This is a genomic window from Streptomyces sp. NPDC086077, assembly GCF_040686175.1.
Taxonomy (GTDB): Bacteria; Actinomycetota; Actinomycetes; order Streptomycetales; family Streptomycetaceae; genus Streptomyces.
The window spans coordinates 13,320-31,252 of sequence record NZ_JBFBJT010000025.1; the positions used below are offsets into that span (position 1 = coordinate 13,320).

Annotated in this window: 16 protein-coding genes and 1 pseudogene; 10 read left to right on the forward strand and 7 right to left on the reverse strand. The window is 72.3% G+C overall.

What is annotated here, in order from left to right:
- Nucleotides 1–5: 5 nt before the first annotated feature.
- Nucleotides 6–1,196: an acyl-CoA dehydrogenase family protein gene (locus tag AB0O67_RS10330; protein ID WP_365448242.1), complete on the forward strand. Its 1,191-nt coding sequence runs from the start codon at nt 6–8 to the stop codon at nt 1,194–1,196.
- 35 nt (nt 1,197–1,231) lie between these two features.
- Here AB0O67_RS10330 and AB0O67_RS10335 read toward each other — a convergent pair whose 3' ends face one another.
- Entirely contained in the window at nt 1,232–1,669 is a 438-nt protein-coding gene (locus AB0O67_RS10335; protein ID WP_365448244.1) for a cell division protein SepF, read from the reverse strand.
- Nucleotides 1,670–2,004: 335 nt separating this feature from the next.
- Between AB0O67_RS10335 and AB0O67_RS10340 the strand changes: the two genes are divergently transcribed.
- From AB0O67_RS10340 to AB0O67_RS10350, 3 genes are all read left to right on the forward strand, one after another.
- Nucleotides 2,005–3,159, forward strand: a complete 1,155-nt coding sequence (locus AB0O67_RS10340; RefSeq protein ID WP_365448246.1) for a DUF5685 family protein — start codon at nt 2,005–2,007, stop codon at nt 3,157–3,159.
- Nucleotides 3,160–3,776: 617 nt separating this feature from the next.
- On the forward strand, nt 3,777–4,682 hold the full coding sequence (locus AB0O67_RS10345) for a S1 family peptidase (protein ID WP_365448248.1): 906 nt from the start codon (nt 3,777–3,779) through the stop codon (nt 4,680–4,682).
- Nucleotides 4,683–5,121: 439 nt separating this feature from the next.
- Nucleotides 5,122–6,204 carry a S1 family peptidase gene (locus AB0O67_RS10350; protein ID WP_365448250.1) on the forward strand — a complete coding sequence of 361 codons (1,083 nt, stop codon included), beginning with the start codon at nt 5,122–5,124 and terminating at the stop codon, nt 6,202–6,204.
- A 73-nt stretch (nt 6,205–6,277) separates the two neighbouring features.
- Here the strand turns inward: AB0O67_RS10350 and AB0O67_RS10355 are convergent, their stop codons facing one another.
- Nucleotides 6,278–6,733 (reverse strand): AAA family ATPase, encoded by a 456-nt coding sequence (locus AB0O67_RS10355; RefSeq protein ID WP_365448252.1) that lies wholly within the window; start codon nt 6,731–6,733, stop codon nt 6,278–6,280.
- 392 nt (nt 6,734–7,125) lie between these two features.
- Here AB0O67_RS10355 and AB0O67_RS10360 point away from each other — a divergent pair, with 392 nt between their 5' ends.
- From AB0O67_RS10360 to AB0O67_RS10375, 4 genes and pseudogenes are all read left to right on the forward strand, one after another.
- The gene (locus AB0O67_RS10360; protein WP_365448254.1) at nt 7,126–10,725 is read left to right on the forward strand and encodes a DNA polymerase III subunit alpha; all 3,600 of its coding nucleotides are present in this window, start codon (nt 7,126–7,128) and stop codon (nt 10,723–10,725) included.
- Complete coding sequence (locus AB0O67_RS10365; RefSeq protein ID WP_365448256.1) at nt 10,722–11,696, forward strand: hypothetical protein; 975 nt, start codon at nt 10,722–10,724, stop codon at nt 11,694–11,696. Before AB0O67_RS10360 ends, AB0O67_RS10365 begins: the two co-directional genes overlap by 4 nt.
- Before the next feature lie 74 nt (nt 11,697–11,770).
- Nucleotides 11,771–11,968: pseudogene (locus AB0O67_RS10370) on the forward strand (MarR family transcriptional regulator); the annotation flags it as partial.
- A gap of 146 nt (nt 11,969–12,114) precedes the next feature.
- Nucleotides 12,115–12,978: an alpha/beta fold hydrolase gene (locus tag AB0O67_RS10375; RefSeq protein ID WP_365448258.1), complete on the forward strand. Its 864-nt coding sequence runs from the start codon at nt 12,115–12,117 to the stop codon at nt 12,976–12,978.
- Nucleotides 12,979–13,042: 64 nt separating this feature from the next.
- On the opposite strand, the gene AB0O67_RS10380 is transcribed toward AB0O67_RS10375, so the two are convergent.
- Both AB0O67_RS10380 and AB0O67_RS10385 read right to left on the reverse strand, forming a co-directional pair.
- Nucleotides 13,043–14,104 (reverse strand): lytic polysaccharide monooxygenase, encoded by a 1,062-nt coding sequence (locus AB0O67_RS10380; protein ID WP_365448260.1) that lies wholly within the window; start codon nt 14,102–14,104, stop codon nt 13,043–13,045.
- 190 nt (nt 14,105–14,294) lie between these two features.
- Entirely contained in the window at nt 14,295–14,432 is a 138-nt protein-coding gene (locus tag AB0O67_RS10385; protein WP_365448262.1) for a hypothetical protein, read from the reverse strand.
- A 139-nt stretch (nt 14,433–14,571) separates the two neighbouring features.
- Here AB0O67_RS10385 and AB0O67_RS10390 point away from each other — a divergent pair, with 139 nt between their 5' ends.
- Nucleotides 14,572–15,201 (forward strand): class I SAM-dependent methyltransferase, encoded by a 630-nt coding sequence (locus AB0O67_RS10390; RefSeq protein ID WP_365448264.1) that lies wholly within the window; start codon nt 14,572–14,574, stop codon nt 15,199–15,201.
- Between the two features lie 3 nt (nt 15,202–15,204).
- On the opposite strand, the gene AB0O67_RS10395 is transcribed toward AB0O67_RS10390, so the two are convergent.
- Nucleotides 15,205–15,720: a DUF402 domain-containing protein gene (locus AB0O67_RS10395; RefSeq protein ID WP_365448266.1), complete on the reverse strand. Its 516-nt coding sequence runs from the start codon at nt 15,718–15,720 to the stop codon at nt 15,205–15,207.
- Entirely contained in the window at nt 15,701–16,627 is a 927-nt protein-coding gene (locus tag AB0O67_RS10400) for a GNAT family N-acetyltransferase (RefSeq protein WP_365448268.1), read from the reverse strand. The genes AB0O67_RS10395 and AB0O67_RS10400 overlap by 20 nt, the downstream gene beginning before the upstream one ends.
- A gap of 85 nt (nt 16,628–16,712) precedes the next feature.
- Here AB0O67_RS10400 and AB0O67_RS10405 point away from each other — a divergent pair, with 85 nt between their 5' ends.
- On the forward strand, nt 16,713–17,102 hold the full coding sequence (locus AB0O67_RS10405) for a GntR family transcriptional regulator (RefSeq protein ID WP_365448270.1): 390 nt from the start codon (nt 16,713–16,715) through the stop codon (nt 17,100–17,102).
- A gap of 33 nt (nt 17,103–17,135) precedes the next feature.
- Here the strand turns inward: AB0O67_RS10405 and AB0O67_RS10410 are convergent, their stop codons facing one another.
- Nucleotides 17,136–17,909: a DUF72 domain-containing protein gene (locus AB0O67_RS10410; RefSeq protein ID WP_365448272.1), complete on the reverse strand. Its 774-nt coding sequence runs from the start codon at nt 17,907–17,909 to the stop codon at nt 17,136–17,138.
- Nucleotides 17,910–17,933: the final 24 nt, after the last annotated feature.

A 17,933-nucleotide genomic window follows, 5' to 3' on the forward strand; every position in this document is an offset into this window, starting at 1 on the left:
GGAGGATGCCCGTGTCCCCGAAACCGCCCCCCTTCGACCCGTCGGATCCGCTCGGGATCGACGACCTGCTGGAGCCCGAGGACCTGGCCGTCCGGGGCACCGTGCGCAGCTGGGCCGAGGATCGCGTGCTGCCCTTCGTCGCCGATTGGTACGAGGCGGGGGAGCTGCCCGGGATCCGGGAACTGGCCAAGGAGCTCGGGGGGATCGGCGCCCTCGGTATGTCGCTCAGCGGCTACGGGTGTGCGGGGGCCAGCGCCGTGCAGTACGGCCTCGCCTGCCTGGAGCTGGAGGCCGCCGACTCCGGGATCCGGTCGCTGGTGTCGGTGCAGGGCTCGCTGGCGATGTACGCCATCCACCGGTTCGGCTCCGAGGAGCAGAAACAGCGCTGGCTGCCGGACATGGCGTCCGGGGACGTCATCGGGTGCTTCGGGCTGACCGAGCCCGACCACGGGTCCGACCCGGCCTCGATGCGGACGTACGCCAAGCGTGACGGCGGCGACTGGGTGCTCAACGGGCGCAAGATGTGGATCACCAACGGGTCCGTCGCCGGGGTGGCCGTGGTGTGGGCGCAGACCGAGGACGGGATCCGCGGGTTCGCCGTGCCCACGGACGTCCCCGGGTTCTCGGCGCCCGAGATCAAGCACAAGTGGTCGCTGCGGGCGAGCGTCACGAGCGAGCTGGTCCTCGACGACGTGCGGTTGCCCGCCGATGCGGTACTGCCGGAGGTGTCCGGGCTGCGCGGACCGCTCAGCTGTCTGTCGCACGCGCGGTACGGCATCGTGTGGGGGGCCATGGGGGCGGCGCGGGCCAGTTTCGAGGCCGCCGTCGACTACGCGAAGACCCGGGAGCAGTTCGGGCGGCCCATCGGGGGGTTCCAGCTCACCCAGGCCAAGCTCGCCGACATGGCGGTCGAACTGCACAAGGGGATCCTGCTCGCCCATCACCTGGGGCGGCGGATGGACGCGGGGCGGCTGCGGCCGGAGCAGGTCAGCTTCGGCAAGCTCAACAACGTGCGGGAGGCCATCGACATCTGCCGGACGGCCCGGACGATCCTCGGTGCCAACGGGATCTCCCTGGAGTACCCGGTGATGCGGCACGCGACCAATCTGGAGTCGGTGCTCACCTATGAGGGCACCGTCGAGATGCACCAGCTCGTGCTGGGCAAGGCGCTCACCGGACTCGATGCCTTCCGCTAGCCCCCGCGGGGGCGGCTCCGGTGAGCGGCCCTGCCTCAGCTCTGGTTGAAGAACCCGTCCGTCCGGTGGGCGGCGGGGTCCCCGTTGACGATCTCCGTGTCGGAGGGGGTCAGCAGGAACACCCGGTTGGACACGCGGTCGATCGATCCACGCAGCCCGAAGATCAGGCCGGCCGCGAAGTCCACCACGCGCTTGGCGTCGGCGGCTTCCATCGCCGTCAGATTCATGATGACCGGGACGCCGTCCCGGAACAGCTCGCCGATGGCACGGGCGTCCCGGAAGCTGTCCGGAGTCACCGTGGCGATCCGGCGCTCCTTCTGCTCGGCCGTGTCCGCGGCCACCTTGACCCGCGGGTCCGTGACCCAGGCGTCGCCGGACTCGGTCCCCTCGGAGTACTCGTCGTCGTAGTAACGCTCGTCATCGTTGTCGTCGACGAGGCCGAGCCACGCACTCGCCTTGCGCACCGATCCCATGGACGCCTCCTCTCACAGCAATCCTTCTTGCTTTCCGCATCCCTATGGTCATCCATGATGCGGACGGCGCGCCAAGTGGATAGACGCCGCGCGGGGGGTTTGTGACGGTACTGGTGCACGGCGGATACGTCGAGAGCCCGGATACCCCAAGGGTGTTGCCATACACAGCTGCTGACTGTGAGTGAAATATGATTCTTACTGGCGTATGGGTGAGCGGCGGGGCGTACGGGTGAACCGGAGCGGTCGAACCGATGTGAAAATCGGCCGATACGAAGAAGTGTCTGACGTCGATACGATGCCGCCGCTCAACATCGCGCGTATCACGGGGGATCAACATGTTCGGAATCGTCAGGCCGTGTCGGCACCGGCTGGGAGAGCGGCTCAAGACCGAGTGGATGGCGCATTTGTGCGGGCTGTGTCTCGCGCTGCGCAGCGACCACGGGCAGTTCGCGCGCGTGGTCACCAATTACGACGGGCTGCTGGTCTCCGTTCTGACGGAGGCTCAGGCGCTCGCGCGGGACGGCGGAGAGCTGCGGCGTACGGCCGGGCCGTGTCCGTTGCGCGGAATGCGGAGCGCGTCCGTGGCCCAGGGCGAGGGGGCACGGCTGGCGGCCGCGGTCTCGCTGGTGCTGGCCTCGGCCAAGGTGCGTGACCACGTGGCCGACGGGGACGGGCTGCTGGCCCGGGCGCCCGTGGCGGTCGCCGCCCGCCGGGTGGCGGACCGGTGGGGGCGTGCCGGGGCCCGGGGCGGGGCCGGCGTCGGCTTCGACACGGCGGTGCTGGTCGACGCCGTGGACCGGCAGGCAGGCGTCGAGGCGCTCGCCGGGCCCGGGACGCCGATCCTGACGGTCACCGAACCGACGGAGACCGCGACGGCCGCCGCCTTCGCCCACACCGCCGTTCTGGCCGGACGGCCGGGCAACGCCGAGCCGCTCGCCGAGGCCGGGCGGCTCTTCGGACGGCTGGCGCATCTGCTGGACGCCGTGGAGGACCGGGGAACTGACGCCGCGTCGGGTGCCTGGAACCCGCTCACCGCGACGGGCACCTCGCTCACCGAGGCCCGCCGGCTCGCCGGTGACGCCGTGCACGGGATCCGGCTCGCGCTGCGTGAGGTGGACTTCTCCGACGGGCGGCTGGCGCACCGGCTGCTCGTGCACGAGCTGCCCGCCTCGGTCGACCGCGCTTTCGGCACCGCCTCGTGCGGGCACCGGTCCGAACTGGCCGGTCCCTACGCCCCGCCCGGCGGACCCGGCGGGCCGCTGCCGCCCCGGCCACCGCGCCGCGACCGGCGCGGGCTGCTCGCGGGGTGCCTCGTCTGGGCAGGCCTCGCCTGTACGTGCCAGATGTGCTGCGGCGAGTACGAGGACCCGTGGACGCGGGAGCCCAAGGAGGGCCTCTGCCATCGTTGCGACGACTGTTCCGACTGCTGCGACGGCTGTGACTGCTGCGGGAACTGCTGCGACGGCTGCTGCTGCGACTGCAACTGCTGACCCGGGGGAAAGGAGTCCGGCCCGGCCGGCCCCGCTCGCGCTCACCGCCACCACCGGCTCCACGACCATCCGGAGGGGCGACTTCCGGACATCCCGGGTCCTGCGCGGCCGACGGCGGCGGTCCAGGGTGGTGTGCGGCGGGCGCGGGCTGGTCGCCCTGGTCCGTGAAGGGGCCTGAGGTGTACGCGGCTTCTCCCCGGTGCGAGGCGCGTCGGCGGGGGCCAGGGCTCGGCCGTGAGCCGGCCTTCGTGCTGGACGGGGAGCTGTCGCAGTAGGTGTCCGTGCAGGAGGACGACTCGTCGTGAGCGGTGGTCGTGGACGTCGGCAGCGGGGAAAGGGCAGGCGCTTCGCTGCCCCCGTGCGCCTTCGCCGACCACTTCAGCCGCGTGATCCGACGGCTTCCGACGGGGGGGACGGCGGGCCCGTTCTGATCCATCGTTCAAATGTTGACGGCCGAAAGGCGCCCTTGCGCGCGTCGGCCGTGCGGCCGAATACTCCCCCTCAGCGCTTGTCAGGGGCACGACGGGTTCGGGATCCGGACACCGATGCCGCTGGCTGCGCCTCACCGGGCCCCGACCCCACGCGGGCCCCCTACTTCCCATGTGGAGGAACGAGAAGTGAGGATCAAGCGCACCACCCCCCGCAGCGGAGTCGCGAGACGGACCCGGCTGATCGCCGTTTCCGCCGGCCTCGTGGCCGCAGCCGCGTTCACGGTCCCCAGCGCGAACGCGTCCGACACTCCCACCACCTTCAGCGCCGCCGAGCTCAAGGGCGTCAGCGGCTCCGTGCTGGAGGCCGACGTCCCGGGTACCGCCTGGGCCGTCGACAGCAAGACCAACCGGGTCGTCGTCACCGTCGACAGCACGGTGTCGCAGGCCGAGATAGCCGAGATCAAGCGGCAGGCCGGCGGCGACGCCGACGCGCTGACGATCAAGCGCACCCCGGGCACGTTCAACAAGCTCATCCAGGGCGGCGACGCCATCTATGCGAGTAGCTGGCGCTGCTCCCTCGGCTTCAACGTCCGTGCCGGCAACGGCACCGAGTACTTCCTGACCGCCGGGCACTGCACCGACGGCGCGGGTACCTGGTACTCCAACTCCGGCCGCACCACGGTCATCGGCTCGACAGCCGGCTCCAGCTTCCCCGGCAACGACTACGGCATCGTGCGGTACTCCGGTTCCGTGAGCCGGCCGGGCACCGCCAACGGCGTCGACATCACCCGTGCCGCCACTCCGAGCGTGGGCACCACCGTCATCCGTGACGGTTCCACCACCGGTACGCACAGCGGCCGGGTCACCGCGCTCAACGCGACCGTGAACTACGGTGGCGGCGACATCGTCTCGGGCCTCATCCAGACCACGGTCTGCGCCGAGCCCGGCGACTCCGGCGGCCCGCTCTACGGCAGCAACGGCGTCGCCTACGGTCTGACCTCCGGCGGCAGCGGCAACTGCTCCTCCGGCGGCACGACGTTCTTCCAGCCCGTCACGGAGGCGCTGAGCGCGTACGGCGTGAGCGTGTACTGAGCTCCTCGCCGATGACGGTCGTGGGCGGCTTGCGCGTCGTCCGTGGCTCGTCGCGGAATTCCCCGCGCTCCCAGGGGTATTGGTTTGGTCGACCATCAAGTGAGCCCCCGCACGCGATTCGCGTGCGGGGGCTCACGCCTGTCCGGGGTCCGACCCGATCCGGCCCGAGGGGCGATTTCAAGACAGGACTAGACCTCACGGACCGACACAGGTTACTCGCACGTAGTGTTTGCAGTGCGAAGAACCTCGGTGCTGACCGTGAACAGTCAAGCTTGTACAAGCAGTAAGGGGCGCACGTCAGTTGTCGTACGCGCGTCCTGAAGTCGACCTTGTGTGCTCCCTGTGGCTCTAGGAATAGTGGTCGCCCAGTCCACAGACCTTCTGATCCGGTAAGGCCCCCACAGCCTCTCCGGATCAACCCCCCACAGGAGGACGTGAGTTGAAGCACCGACGCATACCCAAGCGGCGGGCCGCCGTGGTAGGTGCGGGCATCACCGCACTGGTTGCCACGGGAGTGACCTTCCAGAGTGCGAACGCCAGCGAGACCCCGGCCACCCCGGAGGTCAAGACGCTGTCGGCCCTCGCGGCCGGAAAGCTCGCCTCGACGCTCGGTCAGGACCTGGGCACCGACGCCGCGGGCACGTACTACGACGCCAAGGCGAAGAGCCTCGTCGTGAACGTGCTCGACGAGGCCGCCGCCCAGCTGGTGCAGGAGGCCGGCGCCAAGGCGAGAATCGTCGAGAACTCCCTCGCCGAGCTGAAGAGCGCGCGGACCACGCTCAAGCGGGACGCGACCATCCCCGGCACCGCCTGGGTGACCGACCCGACCACCAACAAGGTCGTGGTCACCGCCGACCGCACCGTCTCCGCGGCGGAGTGGAAGAAGCTGAGCCAGGTCGTCGAGGAGCTCGGCGGCACGGCCGAACTGCAGCGGTCGAAGGGGGAGTACAAGCCCTTCGTCGCCGGTGGTGACGCGATCACCGGTGGCGGCGGTCGCTGCTCGCTCGGCTTCAACGTGGTCAAGGGCGGCGAGCCGCACTTCCTGACCGCCGGGCACTGCACCGAGGGCATCTCCACCTGGTCCGACTCGGCCGGCACCGTCATCGGCGAGAACGCGGACTCCAGCTTCCCGGACAACGACTACGGTCTGGTGAAGTACACCGCGGAGGTCGACCACCCGAGCGAGGTCAACCTGTACAACGGCTCGACCCAGCAGATCTCGGGCGCGGCCGAGGCGACCGTCGGGATGCAGGTCACCCGGAGCGGTTCGACCACGCAGGTGCACTCCGGCACGGTCACCGGCCTGGACGCCACCGTGAACTACGGCAACGGCGACATCGTCAACGGCCTCATCCAGACCGACGTCTGCGCCGAGCCCGGCGACAGCGGCGGCTCGCTCTTCTCGGGCGACAAGGCGGTCGGCCTCACCTCCGGCGGCAGCGGTGACTGCAGCTCCGGCGGTGAGACGTTCTTCCAGCCGGTGACCGAGGCGCTGTCGGCGACCGGTACGCAGATCGGCTGATCCCGCCGCGCAGCCCGTGCTGGTGCGAAGTCCCGTCCCGCGCGCGAGGGGCGGGACTTCCGCATGTGCCCGTTCACCGCTTCGGCCAGTGCCACAGCGGCTCGTCCAGGGGGCCCTCCCGGCCCGCCACCTCCGTCTGCCCGAACTCCTTCACCAGCTCCGTGGAGTTGACGTCGAGACGGTGGCGCACCGCTCCCTTGGCGAGTGCCTCGGCGAGCGGGCGGGCGTGGGTGACCACGACGATCTGGGTGTCCCGGGTGGCGGTGAGGATCAGGTCGGCGAGGTGGGGGACCAGATCGGGGTGGAGGCTGGTCTCCGGCTCGTTGAGGACGAGGAGGGACGGGGGCCGCGGGGTGAGCAGTGCGGCCGCCCAGAGCAGATAGCGCAGGGTGCCGTCGGAGAGCTCGGCGGCGGTCAGGGGGCGCAGCAGGCCGTGCTGGCGCAGGGCGAGCTCGAAGCGTCCGCCGTGGCCGGCGACCGTGACGCTGCTGCCCAGGAAGGCCGCGTCCACCGCCCGCCCGTCTCCCACCACCACCCTCAACCGAGGCCCTGGCGGGCCGCTCCTCTTGTTTGTCCAGCGCGTCGGCGTCGCCGGTCTCGCGGATCGTCTGGAGCGCGGCCGCCCAGCCGCAGGCTGACCGGGCCCGAGCGGACCGTGCCCTGCACGGGGTGGTGCCCCTCGCGCACCGCGCGGCTGGTCCTCTCCGGGCCGGCCCACAGCACCGAGGGCAGGCCGCCCTCCTGGGCCAGCGCCGCGATCACGCCGCCGCGCCCCACCGTCCTGCGGAGCGCGTTTCCGCAGGTGAGGCATGCTCGAACGGATGTCGCACACATGTTCGGAAATTGGTCTATGGTGGGGGTGGGAGAGTTGGGAACTGATGTTCGAGAGCTGATTCGGGCTCGCGAGTGCGGGAGGTGCGTGTGCCGGGTTTCACGCATCTGCACACCGTCTCCGGGTTCTCCCTGCGGCACGGCGCCTCGCACCCGGAGCGGCTGGCGGAGCGCGCCTCCGAGCGGGGCATGGACGCCCTCGCGCTCACCGATCGCGACACGCTCGCCGGCTCCGTCCGCTTCGCCAAGGCCTGCGCGAAGGCGGGCGTCCGTCCGCTGTTCGGGGTGGAGCTGGCGGTGGCGGAGTTCGAGCCCGAGCGCGAGCGCGTGCGGCAGGACCGGCGACGCCGCGCCCCCGTGCGCGGGGGTGCCTTCATCGATGAGTCGACACCGCGCGTCACCTTCCTCGCCCGGGACGGCGCCCGCGGCTGGGCCGGCCTGTGCAGAATCGTCACTGCGGCGCAGCGGGGCGAGGGCACGCCCCTGCTGCCCTGGGCCGCCCATCACGCCGACGGCCTCACCGTCCTGCTGGGCCCCGACTCCGATGTCGGTCGCGCCCTCGCCGCGGGCCGCCCGGACCGCGCCGCGAGGCTCCTCGTGCCCTGGCGGGAGGTCTACGGCGACGCCCTGCGCCTGGAGGCCGTCTGGCACGGCCGCGAGGGCACCGGCCCCGGCTCCCTGCGCCTGGCCGCCCGTACCGTCGGCTTCGCCGCCGAGCAACGTGTGCGGCCGGTGCTCAGCAACGCCGTCCGCTACGCCGACCCCGGCATGGGCCCGGTCGCCGACGTCCTGGACGCCGCCCGCCGCCTGGTGCCGATCGACCCGGCCAAGGAGCTGGACTCCGGCGAGGCCTGGCTGAAGGACGCGGGTGCCATGCTCGGGGTGGCGGAGCGGGTCGTCGAGGCAGCGGGTTTCCGGCGGGACACCGCGCACCGGCTGCTGGAGCAGACGCAGGCGACCGCCGCCGAGTGCCTGGTCGACCCCGAGGACGACCTCGGCATCGGCACCGTCCACTTTCCCGAGCCGCACCTGGTCGGCGCGGGCCGGCGCAGCGCCCAGCGGGTGCTCGCCTCCCGGGCGGCGGCGGGGATGGTGCGGCACGGCTACGCCGGCCGGCGCGCTTACTGGGAGCGGATGCACGACGAGCTGGACATCATCGCCCACCACGGCTTCGCCTCCTACTTCCTGACCGTCGCCCAGGTCGTCGACGACGTGAAGGACATGGGCATCCGGGTCGCCGCGCGCGGCTCCGGCGCGGGCTCCCTCGTCAACCATCTCCTCGGCATCGCCCACGCCGACCCGGTCGAGCACGGACTGCTGATGGAGCGCTTCCTGTCCAAGCGCCGCCTGGTGCTGCCCGACATCGACATCGACGTGGAGTCCGCGCGCCGGCTCGAGGTCTACCGGGCGATCATCGACCGCTTCGGTGCCGAGCGGGTCGCGACGGTCGCGATGCCGGAGACGTACCGCGTCCGCCACGCCATCCGTGACGTGGGCGCGGCCCTGTCCATGGATCCCGCCGACATCGACCGCATCGCCAAGTCCTTCCCGCACATCCGCGCGCGGGACGCCCGTGCCGCCCTCGACGAGCTGCCCGAGCTCAAGCGGCTGGCGGGGGAGAGGGAGCGCCACGGGAAGCTGTGGGAGCTGGTCGAGGCCCTGGACGCCCTCCCGCGCGGGGTCGCGATGCACCCGTGCGGTGTGCTCCTGTCCGACGCCTCCCTGCTCTCCCGTACGCCGGTCATGCCGACCAGCGGCGAGGGGCTGCCCATGTCGCAGTTCGACAAGGACGACGTCGAGGACCTCGGGCTGCTCAAGCTGGACGTGCTCGGGGTACGGATGCAGTCGGCGATGGCCCACGCGGTCACCGAGGTGCAGCGGGCGACGGGGGAGCGGATCGACCTCGACGCGGTCCGCGACGGCGATCCGGCGACGTACGGCCTGATCCGCACCGCCGAGACGCTGGGCTGCTTCCAGATCGAGTCGCCGGGGCAGCGGGACCTGGTCGGGCGGCTGCAGCCGGCCACCTTCCACGATCTGGTCGTCGACATCTCGCTCTTCCGGCCCGGGCCGGTCGCCGCCGACATGGTGCGGCCGTTCATCGAGGCGCGGCACGGGCGGGCGCCGATCCGCTATCCGCACCCCGATCTGGAGGGGCCGCTGAAGGAGACGTACGGGGTCGTCGTCTTCCACGAGCAGATCATCCACATCGTCGACATCATGACCGGCTGCGGGCGCGACGAGGCGGACCGGGTGCGGCGGGGGCTGTCGGACCCGGAGTCGCAGGGGCGGATCAAGGTGTGGTTCGCCCAGCACGCGACGGCGCGCGGATACGACCCGGAGACGATCCGGCGGACCTGGGAGATCGTCGAGGCGTTCGGCTCGTACGGCTTCTGCAAGGCACACGCCGTCGCCTTCGCCGTACCGACGTACCAGTCGGCGTGGCTGAAGGCGCATCACCCCGCCGCCTTCTACGCGGGGCTGCTCACGCACGATCCCGGGATGTACCCGAAGCGGCTGCTGCTGGCGGACGCGCGGCGGCGGGGGGTGCCGATCCTGCCGTTGGACGTGAACAAGTCCGGGGTCGCACACAGGATCGAACTGGTGTCTGAATCGAAGGTGTGGGGACTCCGGTTGGCCCTCTCCGACGTGTACGGCATCAGCGAGGCCGAGGCGGCGCGGGTCGCGCACGGGCAGCCGTACGCCTCACTGGTGGACTTCTGGGAGCGGGCGCGGCCCAGCCGGCCGCTGGCGCAGCGGCTGGCCCAGGTCGGTGCCCTGGACTCGTTCGGTGCCAACCGCCGTGATCTGCAACTGCACCTGACCGAGCTGCACCGGGCCGCCCGGAGCGGGGGCGGGGCCCAGCTCCCGCTGTCCGGCGGGCGGCAGACCGCGCCGGCCGGGCTGCCCGACCTGTCCGCGGCGGAGCGGCTCAGCGCCGAGCTGGGGGTGCTGTCCATGGATGCCTCGCGCAATCTGATGGACGACCACCGCGCGTTCCTCGACGAGCTGGGCGTGGTGTCGGCGCGGCGGCTGCGCGATGCCCGGCACGGCGAGACGGTGCTGGTCGCGGGTGCCAAGGCGGCCACGCAGACGCCGCCGATCCGGTCCGGCAAGCGGGTCATCTTCACCACGCTGGACGACGGGACGGGCCTGGTCGACCTCGCCTTCTTCGACGACTCGCACGACGCCTGCGCGCACACCGTCTTCCACTCCTGGCTGCTGCTGGTGCGCGGAGTGGTGCAGCGGCGCGGGCCGCGCAGCATCAGCGTGGTGGGGGCCGCCGCCTGGAACCTCGCCGAACTGCAGGAGCTGCGCCGGGAGGAGGGGCTGGAGGGCGTCGCGGCCCGACTCGCGGACGCGCGCGGCACCGGTCCCGGATCCGGCGGGGACGGCGACGGACAGGGCCCGGCGCGCCGCCGGGTGGCCGGCTCCGACGGGCTGCCCGCGCCGGCCGGCTCCGCGGCCCGCGACCCGATGGAGGGCCGGAAGGGAGCGGGGGAGAGCCGGCGGGAGACGGAAGGGGCGGGGGAGACGGAGGACGCCGGGGACCGGGAGGGTTCGGGGGGCCGGAAGATCCGTATGCCCACGGGGTACGAGATGCACCCCTGGGCAGATCTGCGCCCTGCGGGCGAAGGGCCCGCGGTGGGAAGGAAGTTGTGGCACCAGAGCCCGGGGAGTGCGGGATGACCATCCTCTGCGTACGTTTCCAGCTGCCGCCGATGTACGAGGCGGCCCTGCCCCGGTTGCTGGGGCTGCTGGAGGAGTTCACGCCGGTCGTCGAGGCGTTGCCGCCGGACGGGGCGCTGGCCGACCTGCGGGGCGCCGAGCGGTACTTCGGGCGCGGTGCGGTGGAGCTCGCGTCGGTGATCCGGGTGCGGGCGCTCGCCCGTCACGGGGTCGACTGCGCGATCGGCGCCGGGCCCGGACCGCTGCTCGCCCGCGTGGCGCTGCGGTACGCCCGGCCCGGCGTGACCTGTGTGGTGCCCGAGGAGCCGGACGCCATCGCCGAGTTCCTCGCCGACAAGCCCGTCGCCGTACTGCCCGGTGCCGGGACCGCGACCGCCCGCACCCTGTGCGAGTACGGCCTCGACACCCTCGGTCGGGTGGCCGGCGCGCCGCTGTCCACGCTCCAGCGGCTGATCGGCGCTAAGACGGGCCGGGAACTGCACGAGAAGGCGAACGGCATCGACCGCGGGCGGGTGGTCCCGAACGCCGTGTCGCGGTCGCTGGCCGCCGAGCGCCCCTTCCCGCGCGACGAACTGGATCCCGAGCGGCACCGCCGCGCGCTGCTGTCGGCCACCGAGGAACTGGGCACCCGGCTGCGCGCCGTGGAGAAGGTCTGCCGCACCCTGACCCTCACCGTCCGCTACGCCGACCGCTCCTCGACCACCCGCAGCCGCACCCTCCAGGAACCGACCGCGCACTCTCCGGCGCTGGCACGGGCGGCGTACGGGATGTACGAGGCGCTCGGCCTCCAGCGTGCCCGGGTCCGTGCGATCGCCCTGCGCGCGGAGGGGCTCACGTCCGTCGAGCTCTCCTCCCACCAGCTGACCTTCGACCCCGTGGACGAGAAGGTCCGCCGGATCGAGGAGGTCGCGGATCGCGTGCGGGCGAAGTTCGGCCCACGGGCGGTGATTCCGGGGTCGCTGGCGGCGTAGGTCCTTCGCGCGTCGTTCAGTTGGCCCGGGGACCCCGCTCGCCCCGGACGGGCGACCGCCACCGATACGTCGTACGCCGGCCGCATCCGGATGCCGCGCGGGAGCGGCTCGTCGTGCTGACCGGGCGGGGGGGGGGAGTGCGCGCGGGCCGCGGAGGAGGCGGCCGCGGAGGCCGTGCGGGCGTGGGGGGGCTCGGGGAGGCCGAGGTGCGGGCGCTGCGACGGCAGTTGCCGCGCCTCGGGCCCCACGGGCCGGTCCGGCCCTCCTGGTGACTGGTTATCACTGGAAGTTTTTACTGACGCGTAACTTCCCCCTTGAACTACTCACCCGTAACTTGACGGGTGAACAGCATCCTCGTGATCCGGGTCACAGGGCGTAAGGCCATCGCAACTCCCTTGAGCCGCAAGGAGATCACCCGATGCTGCCCTGGAAACGACTGCTCAGACCCGTGGTCGCGCTGCTGCTGACCGCCACCGTCGCCACGCTTCCCGCCGCCACCGCCCAGGCCGCCACCAGCGCCGTCAGCAGTGGTTGGAACGACTACTCCTGCAAGCCCTCCGCCGCCCACCCCCGCCCCGTCGTCCTGGTCCACGGCACGTTCGGCAACTCCGTCGACAACTGGCTGGGACTCGCCCCGTATCTGACGAGCCGCGGCTACTGCGTCTTCTCCCTCGACTACGGCCAGTTGCCCGGCGTCCCCTTCTTCCACGGCCTCGGCCCCATCGAGAAGTCGGCCGGACAGCTCGACGCGTTCGTCGACAAGGTGCTCGCCGCGACCGGCGCCGCCGAGGCCGACCTCGTCGGCCACTCCCAGGGCGGCATGATGCCCCGCCACTACCTCAAGTTCCTCGGCGGAGCGGCCGAGGTGAACGCCCTGGTCGGCATCGCCCCCGACAACCACGGCACTACCCTCTCCGGCCTCACCCGACTGCTGCCGTACTTCCCGGGCGCCGAGGACCTGCTCTCCACCGCCACCCCGGCACTCGCCGACCAGATCGCCGGCTCCGCCTTCCTCACCCAGCTCAACGCGGGCGGCGACACCGTGCCCGGCGTGCGCTACACGGTCATCGCCACCAAGTACGACCAGGTGGTCACGCCGTACCGCAGTCAGTTCCTGAACGGGCCGGACGTGCGCAACGTGCTGCTCCAGGACCTGTGTCCGGTCGACCTCTCCGAGCATCTGGCGATCGGACTGTTCGACCGGATCGCCTTCCACGAGGTGGCCAACGCCCTTGATCCGGCGCGGGCCAGGCCGACCACCTGCGCGTCCGTGTTCAGCTGACGCCCGCGCCACGACGCCGGGGCCCGACCGGCCTGAGCCGCCGGTCAGGCCCCGGAGTACCGGATCAGCGGCCGTGCCGGCCGCTGCTCGCCGCCCGCCGGCGGACCGACGCGAACAGGGTCGCCGAACCGAGCGCGAGCGCGGCCGCGCCGCCGACGGCGAGGTAGGTGGTGCCGCTGTCACCACCGGTCTCGGCGAGGTTCTCGGTGGCCCCGGCGGCCGCGACCCGCGGCTGGTCGGCCGTGGGTGCGTCGTCCGGGCCACCGTCCTGCGCGGCCGGCTCCGCGGACGTGCCGGGGTCGTCGTCGCCGTGGCCGTGGTTCTCCACGGTGGAGTGCTCGGCGCCGGTTTCGATCTGCTCGTCGCTGGGGGCGGAGGCGCTGGGGGCGGGCGCGGTCGAGCCCTCGTCGCCGCTCCGGCCGCCGCCCTCGCCGCTGTCACCGGCGTCGGTGCCGGTGCCGGTGTCCGTACCGGTGCCGCCTCCGCTGCCGCCGCCGAAGCTGACGTCCGAGCAGGAGTAGAAGGCCTCCGGACTGTCCGAACGCTGCCAGACCGCGTACAGGACGTGCTTGCCGGAGCGCTCCGGGAGCGTGCCGGAGAACGTGTAGAAACCGCCGGACGCGGCCGGGTCGGTGACCGTCGCCACCGGGTTCACCAGGTCCAGGTCGTCCCAGCCGAGCGCCTTGGCGGAGTCGAAGCCGGGCTTGGTGACATAGACCTTGAAGGTGCCCTTGTGCGGGGCGGTCACGCGGTACTTGAAGGTGTACGAGCCACTGCTCACGGATGTGGCGGGCCAGTCGGCGCGGGCCAGGTCGAGGCCCTTGAACGCCTCGTTGTTCGCGCTGCACAGCTTGCCGTCCGGGATGAGCGCCTCGTGCTGCCCGGCCGCGTTGCCGATGCGGATGCCGTTCCAGTCGTACAGCGCCTGGGTGCCGCCCGCCGCCACCGCCGCCTTGCACGCCTGCGAACCGGGGCTCTCCGGTCCCTCCGCGTAGCACTGGGAGACACGGCTGACCGGGTCGCCCATCGAGCCGTGCGCGGACGCGGGCGCGGTGGACAGCACGGTCAGGGCGAGCGGGGCGATGCCGACGGCGGCGACGGTGGCGGCCTTGCGGCGTGCGGGCATGGGGGAACTCCTCGTAGCGGTCACCTGAACGGATCCCGGGGCTCGATCCCGAGGGGGATCCCGTGGGGGGCGTTCAGAAGCTAGCCCGAGAAGACCGCGAAATCTCCTGCTGAAGGCGGTGGGAGGAGATCCTTATGGTCCCTTTAAGGGACCGCTCAGACTGCGCTGAGGTAGGCGCGGCGGGTCAGAATCAGTTGGCCGGCCACCAGGTGCGGGCGATGTCCTTGCGCACCTCGGGCCGGCGTTCGCAGGTGGGCTCGTCGGTCTCCTCGCGGAGTCTTCGTGAGTCCGTCTTCCGCGGGGGCCTGTGCACTGTGACTCGGCGCATGGCTGCCTCCTTCAGTGCCTACCGTGTTCCGCGTTCTCGCGGAGGTAGACCATTTCGGGGAGAGTTCCTCATCGCTGCCGATATGTCTGTGGCGGCCGTCACCATTCGGCTGTCAGTGGTGGCTGTCACCCTGTGTGTCATGACGGATCACAGGGTGGATCACAGCCACGGGCTGACCTCGGCGGACGGAGTGGACTGGGATGCGCGGGCCGCCGCCTTCGACGACGAGCCGGACCACGGACTGCGCGATCCCGGAGTGCGGGACGCCTGGGCGCGGCGGCTGCGCTCCTGGCTGCCGGGCGCGCCCTGTGACGTCCTCGACCTCGGCTGCGGCACCGGCAGCCTGTCGCTCCTCGCGGCCGAGCAGGGACATCGCGTCACCGGCGTCGACCTCTCCCCGGCCATGGTGGACCTGGCCCGGGCGAAGCTCGCCGGACGGGACGCGGTGTTCCTGGTCGGTGACGCGGCGGCACCGCCGGTGGGCCGGCGGCGGTTCGACGTCGTGCTCGTACGGCACGTGCTGTGGACGCTGCCGGACCAGGGCGGGGTGCTGAGGCACTGGCGGGGGTTGCTGCGGCCGGGCGGACGGCTGGTGCTGGTCGAGGGCGTCTGGGGGACGGTCACGCCGGTGGGCCTGGCCGCCGGCCGGCTGCGGGAGCTTCTCGCGCCGCTCGCCGGGTCGGTGCGGGTGGAGCGGTTGTCGCAGGACGCGGCGCTGTGGGGGAAGGCCGTGGACGACGAGCGGTACGCGGTCGTCGCCCTGACGTGACGTTCAGCTGCCGAGCAGGGCCTCGAAGCCGTCGCCGCGGGCCAGTGCCTCCAGTGCGTCCAGAGCTGCCACGGCCGCGGCGGCCGCCTCCGGGTCCGACGAGGTGAGGCCGCTCTCGGCGAACTCGTCCTCGTCCAGTCGGCGTACGTCCGTGCCGTCGGCCGAGCGCCACAGGTCCAGGTCGAGGTCCTCGACGACCAGCTCGGTGCCGGAGAACGCCGCCGGTCGGGCGATGTCGCAGTACCAGCCCTTGAGCACGCCGGCCGGGTCGCGGACCTCCATCACGGCGTACCAGCGGTCCCGCCAGTAGTACTCGGTGAAGACGTCACCGGGCTCGAAGCGCACGAAGCCGAAGTCGCGCACGCCGGCGCCCGCGAAGGGGGCGCGGACCACGATCCGGGTGCCGTCGTCCTGGAGCAGTTCGGCCGGGTACCGGATCTTCGTCCGGCCCGCCTTGAGCAGGACGACGTCCACCAGGGTCTTGGGCTCGGCCTCGGGTTCAGCCGACTTGCCGGGCATGGCGCACCTCCGTCGCGCAGATGTCGTACCCGAGCCACTTGTTGATCGCGAGCATCGGGCCGTTCCCGGTGTCGTTGCCCGTGAACGCCTCCGTGTACCCGGCGGCGCGGGCGCGGTGCAGGGAGTCGTTCTTCGCGAGCTTGGCCAGGCCCCGGCCGCGGAAGGCGCGGGCGGTGCCGGTCATGGCCGTGCTGTAGCGGGTGCCGTCCGTGTAGGCGACGCTGAAGGCGGCCGGCCGGCCGTCGACGACCACGACCGAGGTCAGTGAGAGGTCGAGGAGCGGGTGCTTCCACGTCTCCTCGATCCATGCCTCGTAGTCGGTGAACTCCGTGGCGACGTCGCTGGGTTCGTCGGACGCCGTCTCCGCGTCCAGTGCGAACATCGGCCGCGGGTCGTCGGCGTAGTCGGCGGCCGTGCGCAGTTCGACGCCGGGCTGCGGGTCCTGGAGCGGTGGCAGGGTGCCGTGCGCCAGGTCCAGGCGGAGGAAATGCGCGGAGCGGCTCGCGCGGTAGCCGTGCCGCTCCGCGAAGGCGCGGTTGGCGGGCCCGTCCAGTACCCAGGAGAAGAGCTTGGCCGCCCCGTGGGCCGCCAGGTGCTCCTCGGCCGTGCGCACGAGCAGCGAGCCGGCGCCGTGCCGGGTCCGCTCCGGGTGCACGTAGACGTTCAGCGAGCCCTGGCCCGGCTCAGGGCTCTGGTGCGCGAGGCCCACCTGCGCGGTCCCGATCACCTCGCCGTCCAGCTCCGCGACGAGGGAACGGAAGTGGGCGTCCGGATGGCTCCGGGTGACGTGATGGACGACGGACTCCGGGCTGACCAGGATGAACGGCAGGGCGAGCCGGCGGACACGGGCGAAGCCCTCGATGTCGGCCCGGACGTCGGGGCGGAGGTCGCGCACGATCACTGTCATGGGGCGCACGCTACGCGGGGCGAGGAGACGGACGCCTCTCATTTTCCTGCCGCTCGATGTCCCGCCGGTGGGGGAGAATCGGGCCGTGACCTTGAAGATCCACATTGATGAGGGCGCCGCGGAGGCGCCGTACGAGCAGGTTCGGGCCCAGATCTCGACGCAGGCGCGGTCGGGGACGCTGCCGGTGGGGTACCGGCTGCCGACGGTTCGGGGGCTCGCCGAGACGCTGGGGCTGGCCGCGAACACCGTGGCGAAGGCGTACCGGGCGCTGGAGACGGACGGCGTGATCGAGACCCGGGGGCGCAACGGGACGTTCGTCGCCGCGGCGGGACCGGCGGCGGAGCGGGAGGCGGCTGGGGCCGCGCAGGCCTACGCCGAACGGGTGCGCAGGCTGGGGCTCGGTGCGGAGGCCGCGCTGGACGCCGTGCGGGACGCGTTGCGGGCCGCGTACGAGGAGCGGGAGCCGAGGGGCTGACCCGCTTCCGCGCTCACCGGGCATCCGCCCGCCTCACCGCCGGGTCACCGGCACCCCGGGCGTCCGCGTCACCCTGCGCCCCGCCCGCCCCGCCAGCTCCGCGAAGGCCACCGCGTCCTCCACCGCCGCCCCGCCCGGGTCGTTGTTGAAGTACGCGAACACGTCGTGGTCGTCGGGGAAGGCGGCCGTGATGCGGTGCAGCCAGGTCTGCAGGGACTGCCGGCCGTAGTGGGGCCAGGGCCGGGCGCGGCCCTGGTGGAAGCGGACATAGCCCCAGCCGGTGGTGCGCCACAGCGGCGTCGCGGGCCGGGAGCGGACGTCGGCCCAGCACAGGGCCGCCCCGCGGGAGCGCAGCACCTCCTCCACCTCCGGCGTCCACCAGGAGTCGTGCCGCGGTTCCACCGCGATCCGCGTGCCCGGGGGGAAACGGGCCAGGCAGGCGTCCAGCAGCCCGGGATCCGCGCGCAGGTTGGGCGGGAGCTGGAGGAGGACCGGACCGAGACGTCCGGCGAGCCCGGACGCGTGGGTCATCAGGCGCCGCACCGGCTCCTCGGGGTCCTTCAGACGTTTGATGTGCGTCAGATAGCGGCTGGCCTTGACCGCGACCACGAAGTCCGACGGCACCCGGTCCCGCCACGCCTCGAAGTTCTCCCGCGACGGCAGCCGGTAGAACGCGTTGTTGACCTCGACCGTCGCGAAGGCGGCGGCGTACTCCTCCAGCCACAGCCGCATGGGGCAGTCGCCCGGGTACAGCAGCCCCCGCCAGTCCTTGTACTGCCAGCCCGACGTGCCGACGAACAGGGTCATACGTCCATCAAAGCACCGGCCGGG

Excerpts from the sequence above, each read along its gene's own strand:
- AB0O67_RS10335 (WP_365448244.1), bottom strand. The coding sequence starts at position 1,669 with ATGGGATCGGTGCGCAAGGCGAGTGCGTGGCTCGGCCTCGTCGACGAC.
- AB0O67_RS10385 (WP_365448262.1), bottom strand. The coding sequence starts at position 14,432 with ATGCGCCGAGTCACAGTGCACAGGCCCCCGCGGAAGACGGACTCACGA.
- AB0O67_RS10375 (WP_365448258.1), top strand. The coding sequence starts at position 12,115 with ATGCTGCCCTGGAAACGACTGCTCAGACCCGTGGTCGCGCTGCTGCTG.
- AB0O67_RS10365 (WP_365448256.1), top strand. The coding sequence starts at position 10,722 with ATGACCATCCTCTGCGTACGTTTCCAGCTGCCGCCGATGTACGAGGCG.
- AB0O67_RS10400 (WP_365448268.1), bottom strand. The coding sequence starts at position 16,627 with ATGACAGTGATCGTGCGCGACCTCCGCCCCGACGTCCGGGCCGACATC.
- AB0O67_RS10390 (WP_365448264.1), top strand. The coding sequence starts at position 14,572 with ATGACGGATCACAGGGTGGATCACAGCCACGGGCTGACCTCGGCGGAC.
- AB0O67_RS10380 (WP_365448260.1), bottom strand. The coding sequence starts at position 14,104 with ATGCCCGCACGCCGCAAGGCCGCCACCGTCGCCGCCGTCGGCATCGCC.
- AB0O67_RS10395 (WP_365448266.1), bottom strand. The coding sequence starts at position 15,720 with ATGCCCGGCAAGTCGGCTGAACCCGAGGCCGAGCCCAAGACCCTGGTG.
- AB0O67_RS10340 (WP_365448246.1), top strand. The coding sequence starts at position 2,005 with ATGTTCGGAATCGTCAGGCCGTGTCGGCACCGGCTGGGAGAGCGGCTC.
- AB0O67_RS10330 (WP_365448242.1), top strand. The coding sequence starts at position 6 with ATGCCCGTGTCCCCGAAACCGCCCCCCTTCGACCCGTCGGATCCGCTC.
- AB0O67_RS10410 (WP_365448272.1), bottom strand. The coding sequence starts at position 17,909 with ATGACCCTGTTCGTCGGCACGTCGGGCTGGCAGTACAAGGACTGGCGG.